Here is a 14,922-nt window from a genome sequence, read left to right as displayed (position 1 = left end):
TTAACATTAATAATTTTAAGTTTAAATTTATTTCGTAAATCCAGATACTTTCCACACTCCACCATCATTTATAACATCAATATTAATATCAGAAAAACCTAACTTCCCACCAGCTTTTTCTACCCCATCATTGGCAAATATTACATTATAACTTCTTTTATCTTTTTCTTCTTCTTCTCCTAAATCCATTTTTTCTATATATACAATTGTATCGCTATTAATATAATCTGGTAAATTCATTTCAAATCTAGTATCAGTGAACTACCATCCACTTAACTACCTACGGTAATGTTTGAAGTGGTGGCTTCTTGGTCAAGATAACTATTGTTATCAGTATCTCCAAGCTATTGGGCTAGTTCCTAACCCTTATGATTACCATTTATATGGCTAAGTTTAGTAAATTGATACTTGCATTGATATCTCTATCGTGGAATGCTCCACACTCTGGACATTCCCATTCTCTTAGTCCTAAGTTCTTCACTAATGGATTTTTATATCCACATTTAGAACATAATTGACTATATGCGAAATTCTTATCTGCTACTATTATTTCTCTACCATACCAATTAGCTTTATATTCTAACATTCTTCTGAACTCCGACCAACTTGCTTCGCTTATAGCTTTCGCTAACTTATGATTTTTCACCATATTCTTTACCTTCAAGTCCTCAATAACTATAACTTGGTTTTCGTGTATTAGTTTAGTTGATAACTTATTTAGGAAATCTGCTCTTTGGTCTGATATCTTTTGATGCAACCTTGCTACCTTCAATCTTGCTTTATATCTATTATTGCTTCCTTTTTGTTTTCTTGGTAAGTCCTTTTGTAGTTTAGTTAATCTTTTCTCTGATTTTCTAAAGTGTTTAGGATTATCTACTCTAAATCCATCGCTACATATTGCAAATTCTTTCAATCCAACATCTACACCTATTTTCTTATCAATAGTTTTTAGTTTCTCTATTTCAGTTTCTGCTAATATAGAAATATAATATCTATTACCTGGTGTTCTCGATATAGTACAACTCTTTATTTCTCCATCAAACATTCTATGTTGTTTTATCCTAACCATCGATTTTAGTTTAGGTAATTTTATATATCCATTTTCAATCCTTACAGTACCTTTTTGGTTGTTAGTAGTATAACTATGGTAGTTTATTTTCTTAGATTTGAATTTAGGAAAACCTACTGATTTATCTCTAAAAAAGTTTTTATAGGCTTTATCTAAATTCATTTGTTCATTTGCTAGTGCTAAACTATCAACTTCTTTTAGGAACTCATATTCCTTTTTGTAATGTGCAGGTGTAGGATATTTTATTTTTTTAATATCTAAGTCCTTGTTTTCCTCATATGCTTTAATCCTATCGGATAACATAAGATTATATATAAGTCTGCTACATCCAAAAGTATTCTTTCTATAAAGACTTACGAATACTTGGAAATTCATTCTTTATTCTTCTACTTGATGCTGATTTATAAGCATTTAGGAGTTTAGATATCTCTGTATTTGGTTTTGCTTTGAATAACAAGTGCACATGGTCAATATCATGATTCCATTCTAGCAACTCCACTCCATAATTTTGGGAGATATCTACAAATATATCTTTTAGTCTATCTGATATAGAGTTATCTATTACTTTTCTTCTATATTTTATACACATAACTAAGTGATAGTGTAACAAAAATACTTAATGATTATTACTATCTAATTTCATTGTAGTTACTTCCTTTCAGTTTTTACTACTGATTTTATAATACAATACATTTTTTGAAAATCAAGTAAAATAAATAACCTATCGGTTAGGCTTACATCCTCCACCTCCTATGACGAGGAAGAGGAATTTCGCCATAGGAGGTTAAATATATACTCTTTAAACCATTCACCCTTAATATATATTACCATATTTCAAGAGTACATCCACATAACATTAATACATATTCAGGTGCAATTACCTAAAAAATAAGTCTACAAAAAACACAAACTATAATTAAGGTATTATAAATTTTAATTTATAATAATAAAAAAGCCATAGCATATAAAATAAACTATGGCTTTTCTTTACTTATTAAGTTATTCATATTATTTATAACATATCTACATGGATATTTTATATAATATAAGTTTGTAAATTACATATTATATATTTTATAAATTACATGTTAAAAGTTGTTTCAATATATCTTTTTATTTCTTCCGCAGTACCCATATTAAGTACTTCATCAGCTAATTTTTTCATATCCGCTTCTTTAACTGAAGTTATTAATTTTCTAGCAGGAAGTATTGATATTGGAGACATAGAAAACTCGTCTAATCCCATACCTAAAAGTATTGGTATCATTTTTTGGTCTCCAGCAGATTCTCCACACATACCTGCCCATTTACCTTCTTTATGTGCATTATCTATAACTGTCTTTATAAGTCTTAAAACAGCTGGATTAAATTGATTGTAAAGATAGCTTATCTTTTGATTCATTCTATCAACTGCACAAGTATATTGTATTAAATCATTAGTTCCTATTGAGAAGAAATCTACATGTTTAGCAAGTATATCAGATATTACAGCAGCAGATGGCACTTCTATCATCATACCGATTTCTACATCTTTAGCATAAGCTATACCTTCAGAATCAAGTTCTGCTAAAACTTCTTTTACAACTTCTTTAGCTTGTAATAATTCTTCTAAAGATGAAATCATAGGGAACATTATTCTCAATCTTCCATGAACACTTGCTCTATATAAAGCTCTTAATTGAGTCTTAAATATATCTGTTCTATCTAAACAAAGTCTTATTGCTCTGTAACCTAAAAATGGATTCATTTCAGGTTCCATAGTCAAGTAACTTAACTCTTTATCTCCACCTATATCTAATGTTCTTATAACTATAGGTTTACCTTCCATTCCTTCTAATACAGCTTTATAAGCTTCATATTGTATTTCCTCAGTTGGGAAAGAATCTCTATCCATATATAAAAATTCTGTTCTATAAAGACCAACACCTTCAGCATCATTCTTTATTAGACCTTCTATATCATTAGGAGTTCCTATATTACCAGCTAATTCCACGTGTTTCCCATCAAGAGTTACTGATTGCTTTCCTTTTAATAATTGTAATGCTTTTCTTTCCTCTTCATACTTAGCTTTTAACTCAGTGTATTTGTTTATAGTTTCTTCATCTGGATTAACGATTACTTCACCAGTATCTCCATTGAAAACTACAAAATCTCCATCTTTAACATTTGAAGTTATATCACTTAGTCCAACGATTGCAGCGATTTCTAAAGTTCTAGACATTATAGCTGTATGAGAAGTTCTTCCACCTATGTCAGTTAAAAATCCTAAAACCATTTTTTTGTTCATAGTTGCTGTATCTGATGGAGTTAAATCATGTGCTATTAATACTACTTCTTCACTTAAAGCAGATAAATCAACAACTTTGATTCCTAGTATATGTCTAAGTATTCTATTTGTAACGTCCTTTATGTCTGCTGCTCTTTCTTTCATATATTCATTGTCCATAGACTCAAACATACTAACAAACATTTCTTTTATTTCATTTAAAGCATATTCTGCATTTACATTTTCAGTTTTGATTTTATCAATTGCAGAACCAATTAACTCTGGGTCTTCTAAAACTAATAAATGTGCTTCAAATATTTCTGCCTCTTCTTCTCCTAATTCTTGAGAAGCTTTTTCCTTAACTTTTATTAATTCTTCTTTAGAAACTACAACTGCATTTTCTAATTTAGCAACTTCCGCTTCAACATTATCTATAGTTTTTTTCTCAATTACTAATTCACTATGCTCAACTACTAACGCTTTCCCTAAAGCAATACCAGGAGAAGCTCCTATTCCTTTGTAAGCCATAACCCTACCTCCTAAAAATATCTTCTGTATTTTGATTCCAAATTTATAATTAAAAATATCTTACTTATTTCATCATTTAAAATATTTATATTTTCATACCCAATTAATAATAATCTTAATCTTCTGATTAAATAAACATGAAAGTAACAAAGAAACTAAATATTTACAAACTTTTGTCTGTACATTTTTAATGTTTCTCTGTTACTTTTACTCTAAGCAATGATTAGATTATAAATACCAAATTTTTAGAAATTATTATATCTACTCTCCAAATCCACTTTCAACTAATTCAACCATTGCTGCTAAAGCTACTTCTTCATCTTCTCCATTTACAACTAATTTTAATTCTTCTCCTTGAGCTAAACCTAAACTCATTATTCCCATGATTGATTTTGCATTTACAGTTTTGTCTTTTGCCACAACTTCTACTGTTGATTTAAACTCAGCAGCCTTCTTAACAAACATTCCTGCTGGTCTAGCATGTAATCCACTTGCATTTTTGATACTAACTACTTTTTCCATTTTTTAAATCCTCCTATAAACCTAACATTTTATATTTTTTAAAATTGTTTTCCTATTTTTTACTTTAATGGCACTTAGTGGTACTTTTTTGTCCTATGGTCATTTTTTGTTCCCACTAGTGCTACAAAAATATTATACTACTAATATACACTTTTTTCGAGTATAATTACAAATTTTTTTTTGTTTTTTATTTAACTTTGACTTTTTAAGTCTTTTATAATACAATTTGTCAATAATTTTGTGTTTTTGTTCTTTTTAATACTGATTTTAGGTCTAATTTCAAAATTTGATGCTAAATTCTTATTAGAATCAATATTTGTATTTACAACATCTATAACCTTATTAAAATCATATAATTTTACCCTATTTATACTATTTTCTTCAAGTTTTTTCTCATATACACAGTAAAATAAATCTTTATATGAAAAATTTTTGGGTAAACCAAGTGTCTCACCAAGCTTTGGTATTACATTTTCCATAACAGTTCTAAGCGAAACATCTCTTTTTATATTCAATAAGTTACAAATACATTGTATTGTTTCATTACTCATTCTTCTAAATCTATCAAAACAATACTCTTCATCATACTTATACTCTACATCAAAGTAATACTTAATACCATCGCATCTTTCATAAGCTTTCATAGTATCTAAATATCCTAATCGAATATTTTTTTCTACATTATCTCTATCTTTATTAAGAGAACCGCCTAAATATTCTGATGGTATTATGGTTTTTATATTTATATTTTGATGTTTATTTAGGTTCATTTTTCCAAGAAAATCATCAATTAACCTAATTACAACAACATCTTCATATCCTTTATCTTCTAAAAGCCCTATTGGCATATTATCACAAAACATTCCATCCAAATACAATTTATCATCCATTACATTTGTTTGGAAAATAGGCAAACTAGAACTAGCAATTAAATAATCAACCAATCTACCTTGTGGCATATCTTCTATATACAATGGATGAGGATTAATTTTTTTATCCCACCAAACCGTAACAAGTCCAAAGTCTTTTTTTGATTTTCTTATTATATCTTCATTTAATGTAGTTTCCATCAAGTGTCTTAATGGGCTTATATCTATACCTTCATTTTTTCTGGCTTTATTTATAAGTTCAAAAACTGCATTGATATTTTTCGTAGTAAAATCTACATTTTTAAATCTCTCATAGCTTTCTTTGTCAATATTCATAAAATGAGTATAATCATAGTTTAGCCATATATCTTCCATTACCTCAATATCGTTTTGAATTATATATGCTCCATTCAAAGCCCCAATTGATGTTCCTGTTACTCCTTGAAATTCTATACCAAGTTCTCTTAAAGCTTTATACGCACCTATTTGATAAGCTCCTTTTGTTCCTCCACCTTCTAAAACTAATCCTTTCATATTATCACCTACTATTTAAAGCGTTCCTAATTTATATTCCTCAGCAAATATTAATTCAAAAAACTACTTTTAGCTATTGGAGAAAAATAAAATTGTACAAATTTATTTTTATTTTATCAAAAAAATATTCAAAAGTATATATTTTTAATATTTTTTATATGGTTAACTTTTTCTTTATCAATTTAGATAAATTATTAACATTCAACATATTTTTTCATATCCATACTTATTTATATTCCCAAAGAATCTATTACTAATTTATCTATTTTTATCTGCAATTTTTCTACTCTGTCTTTGTCTATTGTTTCATTTAATAAAATTGATATTATTTGTTTTGATAAATCCTCTATTGCTTCATAATTATTATCTCTAAAAATTCTTATCTTCATAACCTTATTAGGATAATAATCATATATATTTTTACTCATTTTTTTAGCTGTTATTTTAAAGTATTTATCATATACACTAGAATTTAAAATTCCAACTAAATATTCATATGAAAATTTATCTAAATACTCATCTTTTATGAAAAAAGAATATACATCTGCACTTGAAAAATTATTATCATAATCTATAGCAAACCTATTTTCTTTGGATTTATATGGATACATTATCTTTTTTCTTTCGAAAAAAAGCTTTTCTCTACCCCATTGAAGCTCATACCACTTTCTTATTCCACTTTTACATTCTCTTCTGTTTTCTAATTTAGTCTTATACACACCTATAATTTCATCAAGTATTTTTTTGTTTTTAACCTCGTCATCTATATCATTTGAGTATATTAACTTATATTTACTTTTCTCTACTACATACTTGTTTATATTTTTGCTTTTTATCCAATCTTTTAAAAGCTTCTCATCTACAAAATTTAATTTTAAATCCCCTTCACTTAAAATAAAAGCCTTATCACATCCTGTAATTATGCCTTGAAAGCTTACAGCTATGTCTTCTAGGCTATATTTACCTTTTTCTTGTATTTTATTATAAAAAGATTCATTATCCTTATTTACAATTATCCATTCATCAGAAAGCAAGTTTTGATTTATATTAAAATATTCAAATTTACTACTATTTAAAAGTTCTTCTAGTGTTTCAAATTTATTTATAGATACATCTTCATTCTTTATTCTAAATATATCTATAGGCGTATCATTCAATTTTTTTTTATTAAAAGTAAGAATACAACTAGAAACACCTATATTTTTAAATATATTTGCACCCAAAAAATCTACTATTTCTTTAATATTAACATTTGACTTAATATAATCTCTCAAATCTTTTCCTGACAAACTTTCTAAGAAATATCTCGGCGTTATAACACTTCCAGTTCCTCCACATTTTAAGATATCTATAATCTTTTTATAAAAACAAAAATATAAGTCAGCTTTATCTTTATAAACTTCACTGTACTTTTCTAAAAGAAATTTTTTATATTTTTTTTCAAGTTTTTTATGTCCAATATACGGAGGATTACCAACTATGTAATCAAACTTATATCGCCAGTTTTTCTTTAGACTATCACAACAAAATAGGTTGATTTTAATACCTTCATCTTCTAAATCATTCGTTGTCTTTTTGTTTTTTAAGCTATCCTTTAGTATATTTATAGCATTTTCATCGATATCAGCACCATATATACAATAGTTCAATATATGATTGTGTATATTATCAATCTGCCAATAATTTTCATCATATTTATTTTTTAATTCATAAATATTTTTTTCAAATAAGTCATATAAAATATCATATACTTCTAAAAGAAAGTTCCCACATCCACAAGATATGTCAAGAATTCTCGGATATGGATTTTTAATTATATCGTGATTTCTCAAGGTTTTTTTAACAATATAATCGACAATGATTTTAGGTGTATAGTATATTCCACCTGCTTTTTTAGTATCTACATCTAAACTATTCTCATACTCTTTAGATAATAGAAAATTATCTTGAGATATATCATCCATAACTGAAAACCTCCAACTATTAGCTAAGCTAAAAATTTATTATTCTAATATCTGTCTTATAGATTTTCTTGATAAAAGTTTATAGATTTCTTTTTCTATCTCTAGTAATTCCTGATTTACCTTGCAACCTTTTAAACAATTACTACAATTAGATACATATCTAGTACATTTATTTATATATATTTTCCCATCAATTATTTCTACAATTGTTCTCAAACTTATTGTATCCAATGATACATTTAACATGTATTTCTTTCCATCTTCTTTATTAAAAGTAAGTAAATTATTTGCACAAAGTTTTCTAAGTAGTTTATATAGTGTTAATATTGGTATATCTTCATTCTTTAATATTGTTTTGACATCTATTGGATTATTTTCTCCATTATTAAATATAGCTCTTACAATTCTTATTGCATAATCTACGTCTTCTGAAATCATTATTCCACCTCCTCAACTGCCATATATTCTTTCAAAAGACTCTCTTCTAAACTTATATTACTTCTTCCAGTAAGAAGTTCCTTGTAACTACATTCATCTATTGGCTTAGAAAATACATAACCTTGTATAAAATTACATCCCATATTATTTAAAACTTTAACTTGTTCCATATCCTCTACACCTTCACATATAACAGCTAGATTTAAATCGTGCGAAAGATTAACAATGGCTTTTATCATAACCTTTGTTTTTGAGTTGGTTACTATATCTAATATAAGTGACCTATCAATTTTTATAACATCTACTGGTATCCCCTTAAGATTGATAAAATTTGAGTTCCCTATGCCAAAGTCATCCAATGATATATTCATACCTAAAGATTTAATTTCATAAAGTCTCTCACTAATAAATTTTACATCATTTAAAGCTGTTGTTTCTGTTATTTCTATTTCTACAAGTTTTCTAGGAACATTATATGTATCAAACATCGACTTAAAAAAATCTACTAAATCATTCTTATAAAGTTCTACTCTAGATAAATTTATTGAAACTGGTAAAACATTTATCCCTTCTGAAATCCATTTATCAATAGTAATAAAAACTTCTTCAATCACCCATCTACCAATATTATTTATCAAACCACTTTTCTCAGCTATAGGTATAAAATTATTTGGAGCAACCATACCTAAGGTTGGATGAATCCATCTTATTAATGCTTCTGAACCTATAATTTTATTTGTACTTGAATCAAATTTAGGTTGGTAGTGAATTATGAACTCTTTGTTTTTAATAGCTAAAAATAAATCTTGTTCTATTTTCATAAGTGATTTTATTTCTTTTTCCATAGCATCATCAAATTCAACATATTCTATATGCTTTAATCCTTTTGATTTAATTCTTGCCATATCAGCATTATCTATGGCTTTTTTTATATCAATTTCATCATTATTAAATTTATAAATACCAATAGAAGCTTCAATGTTTATATTCATTTTAAAACTATCTATCTGACTCAAGGTCACAATTTTATTTTTAATAAGGTTTGCCAAATTAGGAATCTTTTCATCTCTATCTTCAAGTTTTATTATTAATAAAAAGACATCGCTTTTTAACTTTCCATAAATAGCTTCATTTCCAAAATAATTTTTTAAGTTGTTTGAGATATTGTCTAATGCTTCATCCCCTAGCTTATAACCATATATCTCATTTATAAGTTTAAGTCTGCATAAATCAAAGCATGCTAACACACAATTTTCTCTCTTATTAGCAAATATATAACTTTGAATATGTTGTAAAAAGTCATCATCCTTAGTGATGTTTATAAGTTTATCCAAATTACTTTTAATATCTAAATTAATTTCGTCTTCATATGCCTTAACCTTAAGGTATGAAATAAACATACTTATGCTAAATAAGATTAATAAAAGCAAAATTTGACTCTTAATGTCTATTCCAATATGCTTCGTAAGTAAAACTATTCCCAAAACACCAATTATAATAAAAACTATTTTATTTAACCAACAAATTTTCATTATACTTTTTTTATTCATATAAATTCCCCTATATTATTTTTTAAATTATTTTACAATCAAACTTTTTTTATATTATATATTAATTATAAGGCACAATTGCTAGTAAATCAATCTAACTTAAAATCACATATAAATAACTCCATTTCTACGATTTTATTTCTCTATTTTTTTCAAATACCAACTAATTTTGACAAAAAAAACTATGAAGACAGACATACATAAAACAGTCTGTAGTTTCATAGTTCTTGAATCTAAATAATCTTTTCAGTATGAAATCATACTTTTAATATAATTCACACCTTTGCATTTTTAATTTAACTTTTACATTTAGATAATAATTAAATTATTTGTTTCCCTTAGAATCCAAATATGAAAGTATACCTTGAACAATTCCCTCTGTAAGTTGCTCTTGATATTTCGCGTTTATTATTTTTTGCTCTTCTGAAGGCGTTGTTAAAAAACCACACTCTATTAATATAGCTGGCATATTTGATTCTCTAAGTACTTCAAAATTATTTTCAATTATTCCCCTATCCCTTACTTTAACATAAGATGCTATTGTACTTTGAACTGTTTGTGCAAATTCTTTTGAGCCATCTGTAGCTTTATTTCTATACCATGTTTCTATACCCGTTGCTGTATTTCCATTTTTTTCTGCATTTAAGTGTATAGAAACAAGTACATCAGCAGAGCTATTTTTTGCTAAGTTTACTCTATCCATTAATGATACATATGTATCATCAGTTCTAGATACAACTACTTGAATGTCCTTTTGCTTAGCTAATTTATTTGCTAATTTCTTTGAAATTTGTAAAGTGAGGTCTTTTTCATATCTGTTACTAGTTTTACTTTGAGTTCCTTTATCATTTCCTCCATGACCTGGGTCTATAAATACAGTATATTTTTTGTTTTTATTTTCGTTTTCATCACCAAGGTCAAATTGTTCTGAGTCAACTTTTTGTTGTTGATTTGCTTTATTATTTTTATCCATCCCTTTGACCAAAGCTACTACACCTTGAGTAGCCTTAAATGCAATAAATAAAAATAACGCTGTAAAGCAAATCAGTACTACTAACTTTTTTTTATTTATTTTTCTTTTTTTTCTATTTAGATAGCTGGTATTTTTAGATTTGTTTCTTGAATTATTGTTATTATTGCTTTTCGACATTTCTTCACCCTTCTTGGTATAGATTTTTACATTTTTTCATATTATTAGTGTTATTTTACCACCAAGAAGTTTTTTTTTCAATAATTTAAAATACTCTACAATCTAAAAACTGAAATTTCTTAATTATCCGCCTAAAGTGACATCTTGTGTATCATACCAACTAAAGGCATCTTTTATATCATCACCTTTGAAATCTGGCCAATAATTATCTATAACATAAAAGTCTGCATAAATTGATTGCACAGGCAAGAAACCGCTTAATCTGCGTCTTCCTCCCCATCTAATTATCAAATCCAGTCTTGACACATCAAATGACTGTATGTAATCCTGTATGTTATTCTTATTTACATTTTCTACTCCTGATATATTATTTAAATCCCAATACCATCCATAATTTACCAGTAAATTTGCTCTTATCTGTCCATCTTTAGCTTGAATTCGATTTGTATATGGTAATAATTCTTCTGGGAACATTGGAGATTTTGTGTTTCCAACAACTAGTAAAGCTGCACCTTCTTCTATCAATATATTTGCTGCATCAATACATGCTTTTGTAAACGCTTTTGTCTGGACTGATGGACGTCTTGTATTATCAGTTGTAAATCCATAAAAAGTTACTTCTTCACAACCTAAATCTCTACATAATCTATAAGATTCTAGTCCAGGATTTATTCCACTTTCATATCCTCTATCCTTTGTCATTCCATTTTGACTTGCCCATCTTCTGTTTCCATCTGGGATAATTCCTACATGTTTTGGTACTCTCATTTTTAATCACCTCTTAATAGGTATTATTATCAAATTCTTACATTATTAATCAAAACTGTAACATTAAATACATTTATTTTTATATAATTATGTAGTAAACTAAATTAAGATAGAGTTAAAAAAACTTGGAGGTTTCTCATGAAAAAAATTTTAATGTTGTTTTTTTCAATAATCTTATCCTTTGGAATGGTTAGTTGTTCTTCAAGTAGCGATTATAAAAACGTTTCTACATCAAAAATTGAAAAAGCATTAAAGTCTTCTGATTTGCTTATAAAAGAATCAAAATTTTTTGATGCAAAAGAATTTAATTATTTTAACGATGTAGAAGAAGACATTACACAAGGTTTTGTAATCAATTCTTCTGAAAAATTATATCTAGAAGATATCATTGTCATAAAAACTGACGATGTAAATAAAATCTATAAAACTCTAGAAAATTATAAAAGAGACATGATTCAAGCACCTTTTGGAGAAGGACATGGAGAAAAAAACAATTCTGAAATAGCAAACAGTACTATTGTTGAAAAAGCAGGTAAATATGTTTATTTGATTTCCGCAGAAAATGCATCTCAAATAGAGGACAAAATACTGAGTATCATAAAAAAATAAATATCTTTATTGATGTTTATTAAATATCAATGTAATTTTTATATAAATAAATTTATTTTATCAAAAATTACATTGATATTTTTTATTTATTCAATTAGTATCATTTAACTCTCTTTGATATTTATATTTTTCTTTTTTCCTAAAACTAAACTTATTAATATCAAATCGACCATAATTACAGTCAATACTAAGTATGTCATCCATGCTAATGTATATCCACCAGACATATCATATAGTTAGTTAGTTTCTATTTCTGCAATTTCTCCCAATACTTCTTCAAGCTGTAATTTATATGCTTCCTTTAATTTATCATTTATACCAGCCAAAATAATCTTTTTCATTTAGAACCCCATCATAGATGGCTATCCAATTTTTATGACTTCTTTTATCTTATCTACAACACCATTTTCAGTATTTCTTTTTGCTCTAAATCTAGCAATTTCTTTCAAATACTCATTTGCATTCTCCATGGCATAGCTATGATAAGCACTCTTCATCATTTCCACATCATTCAATTGGTCACCAAATACCATAGTTTCTTCATATTTTATATCTAACATTCTTTGTACTTTTTTTATGGCACTTCCTTTATTCGCACCTTTTGCAGTTAAGTCAAGCCACTCTACCCCAGAAATACATACTTGAGCTCTATCAGAAAACTTATCAAAGTAGATACTATTGTTATGTTCTGCACCTTTGAAATCATGTATAGCTATCTTTAATATATCACCTTCTACTTCAGTCAAGTCATCTACAATTTTAAACTTTGCATAGTAAGTATTAACTTCTTCTATAAAAGCTTCATCTTTGCTCTCTATATAGGCGTATTTTTTACCACTCATTACAATTTTTTTCCCTTTTATACTTCTTGTTGTCTCTATGATTTCATTTACTAACTCTTTATCCAAAGGATTTGATAATATTTCTTCTCCTTTATATACTACTAATGTTCCATTCTCTGAGATAAACATCATATCATCTTTTATATCTTCAAATTTTTTTATAAGATTTTGATACTGCCTGCCACTTGCAGCAGAAAACATTATTCCCCTCTCTCTTAATTTTTTAAATACTTTATAAAATTCTGGATTTATTTCGCTCTTTTCATCTAACAAAGTTCCATCTAAGTCTGTTGCTATTAATTTTATCATACATTTCCTCCCCCAAATTATATAATTTATGATTATTTTTTATTAATTTTTATCAGTTTAAATTTTCAATTCCTATTATACACCAAAAATTCTAAATTACAATTTACACCTTTTGTAAGATGATATAACTACAATCAGGAAAATATTTTTTCCAATATATACAGTAATTTATAAAAATTTAAATCTTCATATAATTATATTCCAAGAAAATTAATAATAACTACACACTTCCTTCTATAAAATATTATAAAAATAATTATATTATGACAAACTTATGCTAATTTATTGTGTTTTTTATTGCTTATGTAACAATTTTTTAATATAATTAACTATGTGTAATTAAAAAATTTAGAAAGTAGGGGATATTATTGTCAGGACTCAAAAAATTTGTTATATTTCTAGCCCTTTTAGTCATAGCATTTCCTGTCAGTGTATACGGATATGTTTTTACTAAATTAAAAACTATCCAAGATGATAGTATAAATACAGAGGCTCTTAGCAGTAATGACTATAAAAATGAAGAAGATATTACAAATATATTATTATTAGGTACAGATGCAAGACCAGGAGAAGAAGTTTCTCGTTCTGATGCCATGATGATATTAACTATTGATAATAAAAATAAAAGTCTTAAATTAACATCATTAAATAGAGATACGTACGTTAATATACCAGGACATGGAGAGCAAAAATTAACACATGCTTATGTATATGGTCAAGCTAATTTATTAATAGAAACTATAGAAGAAAATTTCCAACTCGATATACAGAATTATGCTGTAGTTGACTTTTTCTCTTTTATGGATATAGTTGATGCTCTAGGAGGGGTTACTGTTACAGTTGATAAGAGTGAAATAAGAGAATTAAACAAATTTATACCTGAAACTTATAAATGGCATAAAAATTCTGACAAAGGCTCTCTTGAGTATATAAGAAGTTCAGGTGAGCAAAAACTAAATGGATATCAAACACTTGCATTTTCTCGTATAAGAAAAAATGATAGTACAGATGAGAGAGATAGAAGACAAAGAAGTGTTATACAAAGTTTAATAAATGGTGTTAAGGATTTACCAGTTACCAAATATCCTAATCTAGTTAATACTATACTTCCATATGTTAAAACTAATATGAGTCCTAATGAAATAATTTCTCTAGGAACAAAACTTTTAAGTATTGGAAACTTAGACTTAAAATCAATGGAATTCCCTCTTTCTACTGAAAATGGTAGAAAAATTGGTAGTGCAGGCTATGTAATTCCTTTTGAAGAATATGAATTAGATGCAATGCACGATTTCATATTTGAAGATATTATGGTTGAAGAGTAAAATATTTATTTATATTAATAAAAAGTCATATACAGAATTTGACAGTAAGTGCATTCCTTTCAAGAAGCAAATTATTTTGTAATTGGATAGGTGTGTACTTATTTTTATTGTAAAAAAACATATAAATCTTATTTTTCTTTAAAAATTTAATTAATTTTTTAAAGAGTATACTACACATA

General features: G+C 26.8%; 13 protein-coding genes and 1 pseudogene. 2 read left to right on the top strand and 12 right to left on the bottom strand.

Annotated elements, in window-relative coordinates; all coding sequences use genetic code 11:
- Positions 1-27 precede the first annotated feature (27 nt).
- From IC174_RS02955 to IC174_RS02905, 11 genes and pseudogenes are all read right to left on the bottom strand, one after another.
- Positions 28-240, bottom strand: coding sequence for a hypothetical protein (locus IC174_RS02955; protein ID WP_227434479.1), 213 nt, complete (start codon positions 238-240; stop codon positions 28-30).
- Positions 241-379: 139 nt separating this feature from the next.
- Positions 380-1,444, bottom strand: coding sequence for an IS200/IS605 family element RNA-guided endonuclease TnpB (tnpB, locus tag IC174_RS02950; protein ID WP_227482130.1), 1,065 nt, complete (start codon positions 1,442-1,444; stop codon positions 380-382).
- Positions 1,416-1,658, bottom strand: a pseudogene (tnpA, locus tag IC174_RS02945) (IS200/IS605 family transposase); the annotation flags it as partial. The gene tnpB and the pseudogene tnpA, both read right to left, overlap by 29 nt.
- 492 nt (positions 1,659-2,150) lie before the next feature.
- Complete coding sequence (gene ptsP, locus IC174_RS02940; protein ID WP_227482129.1) at positions 2,151-3,863, bottom strand: phosphoenolpyruvate--protein phosphotransferase; 1,713 nt, start codon at positions 3,861-3,863, stop codon at positions 2,151-2,153.
- 261 nt (positions 3,864-4,124) lie between these two features.
- On the bottom strand, positions 4,125-4,385 hold the full coding sequence (locus tag IC174_RS02935; RefSeq protein ID WP_003422895.1) for an HPr family phosphocarrier protein: 261 nt from the start codon (positions 4,383-4,385) through the stop codon (positions 4,125-4,127).
- A 191-nt stretch (positions 4,386-4,576) separates the two neighbouring features.
- Positions 4,577-5,788, bottom strand: coding sequence for a patatin-like phospholipase family protein (locus tag IC174_RS02930; protein ID WP_227434476.1), 1,212 nt, complete (start codon positions 5,786-5,788; stop codon positions 4,577-4,579).
- Between the two features lie 230 nt (positions 5,789-6,018).
- Positions 6,019-7,752 (bottom strand): Eco57I restriction-modification methylase domain-containing protein, encoded by a 1,734-nt coding sequence (locus IC174_RS02925; RefSeq protein WP_227434475.1) that lies wholly within the window; start codon positions 7,750-7,752, stop codon positions 6,019-6,021.
- Positions 7,753-7,791: 39 nt separating this feature from the next.
- The gene (locus tag IC174_RS02920) at positions 7,792-8,190 is read right to left on the bottom strand and encodes an RrF2 family transcriptional regulator (protein WP_227434474.1); all 399 of its coding nucleotides are present in this window, start codon (positions 8,188-8,190) and stop codon (positions 7,792-7,794) included.
- Positions 8,190-9,740, bottom strand: a complete 1,551-nt coding sequence (locus tag IC174_RS02915; protein WP_227482128.1) for a GGDEF domain-containing phosphodiesterase — start codon at positions 9,738-9,740, stop codon at positions 8,190-8,192. The genes IC174_RS02920 and IC174_RS02915 overlap by 1 nt, the downstream gene beginning before the upstream one ends.
- Before the next feature lie 325 nt (positions 9,741-10,065).
- Positions 10,066-10,890 (bottom strand): N-acetylmuramoyl-L-alanine amidase, encoded by an 825-nt coding sequence (locus IC174_RS02910; RefSeq protein ID WP_227434472.1) that lies wholly within the window; start codon positions 10,888-10,890, stop codon positions 10,066-10,068.
- A gap of 123 nt (positions 10,891-11,013) precedes the next feature.
- Positions 11,014-11,658 (bottom strand): undecaprenyl diphosphate synthase family protein, encoded by a 645-nt coding sequence (locus IC174_RS02905; RefSeq protein WP_227482127.1) that lies wholly within the window; start codon positions 11,656-11,658, stop codon positions 11,014-11,016.
- 138 nt (positions 11,659-11,796) lie between these two features.
- Between IC174_RS02905 and IC174_RS02900 the strand changes: the two genes are divergently transcribed.
- Positions 11,797-12,267, top strand: coding sequence for a DUF4358 domain-containing protein (locus IC174_RS02900; RefSeq protein WP_227482126.1), 471 nt, complete (start codon positions 11,797-11,799; stop codon positions 12,265-12,267).
- Positions 12,268-12,629: 362 nt separating this feature from the next.
- Here the strand turns inward: IC174_RS02900 and IC174_RS02895 are convergent, their stop codons facing one another.
- Entirely contained in the window at positions 12,630-13,418 is a 789-nt protein-coding gene (locus IC174_RS02895; protein WP_227434469.1) for an HAD family hydrolase, read from the bottom strand.
- Positions 13,419-13,786: 368 nt separating this feature from the next.
- Here IC174_RS02895 and IC174_RS02890 point away from each other — a divergent pair, with 368 nt between their 5' ends.
- Entirely contained in the window at positions 13,787-14,743 is a 957-nt protein-coding gene (locus tag IC174_RS02890) for an LCP family protein (protein ID WP_227434468.1), read from the top strand.
- The last annotated feature ends 179 nt before the right edge of the window (positions 14,744-14,922 follow it).

It is taken from the genome of Clostridioides sp. ES-S-0001-03 (genome assembly GCF_020676075.1).
Classification (GTDB): Bacteria; Bacillota; Clostridia; order Peptostreptococcales; family Peptostreptococcaceae; genus Clostridioides.
This window is presented reverse-complemented; position numbering and strand designations above follow the sequence as displayed.

Bases quoted from the DNA above. Each gene is read 5' to 3' on its own strand.
- IC174_RS02955 (WP_227434479.1), bottom strand. From the start codon at position 240: ATGAATTTACCAGATTATATTAATAGCGATACAATTGTATATATAGAA.
- tnpB (WP_227482130.1), bottom strand. From the start codon at position 1,444: ATGAATTTCCAAGTATTCGTAAGTCTTTATAGAAAGAATACTTTTGGA.
- ptsP (WP_227482129.1), bottom strand. From the start codon at position 3,863: ATGGCTTACAAAGGAATAGGAGCTTCTCCTGGTATTGCTTTAGGGAAA.
- IC174_RS02935 (WP_003422895.1), bottom strand. From the start codon at position 4,385: ATGGAAAAAGTAGTTAGTATCAAAAATGCAAGTGGATTACATGCTAGA.
- IC174_RS02930 (WP_227434476.1), bottom strand. From the start codon at position 5,788: ATGAAAGGATTAGTTTTAGAAGGTGGAGGAACAAAAGGAGCTTATCAA.
- IC174_RS02925 (WP_227434475.1), bottom strand. From the start codon at position 7,752: ATGGATGATATATCTCAAGATAATTTTCTATTATCTAAAGAGTATGAG.
- IC174_RS02920 (WP_227434474.1), bottom strand. From the start codon at position 8,190: ATGATTTCAGAAGACGTAGATTATGCAATAAGAATTGTAAGAGCTATA.
- IC174_RS02915 (WP_227482128.1), bottom strand. From the start codon at position 9,740: ATGAATAAAAAAAGTATAATGAAAATTTGTTGGTTAAATAAAATAGTT.
- IC174_RS02910 (WP_227434472.1), bottom strand. From the start codon at position 10,890: ATGTCGAAAAGCAATAATAACAATAATTCAAGAAACAAATCTAAAAAT.
- IC174_RS02905 (WP_227482127.1), bottom strand. From the start codon at position 11,658: ATGAGAGTACCAAAACATGTAGGAATTATCCCAGATGGAAACAGAAGA.
- IC174_RS02900 (WP_227482126.1), top strand. From the start codon at position 11,797: ATGAAAAAAATTTTAATGTTGTTTTTTTCAATAATCTTATCCTTTGGA.
- IC174_RS02895 (WP_227434469.1), bottom strand. From the start codon at position 13,418: ATGATAAAATTAATAGCAACAGACTTAGATGGAACTTTGTTAGATGAA.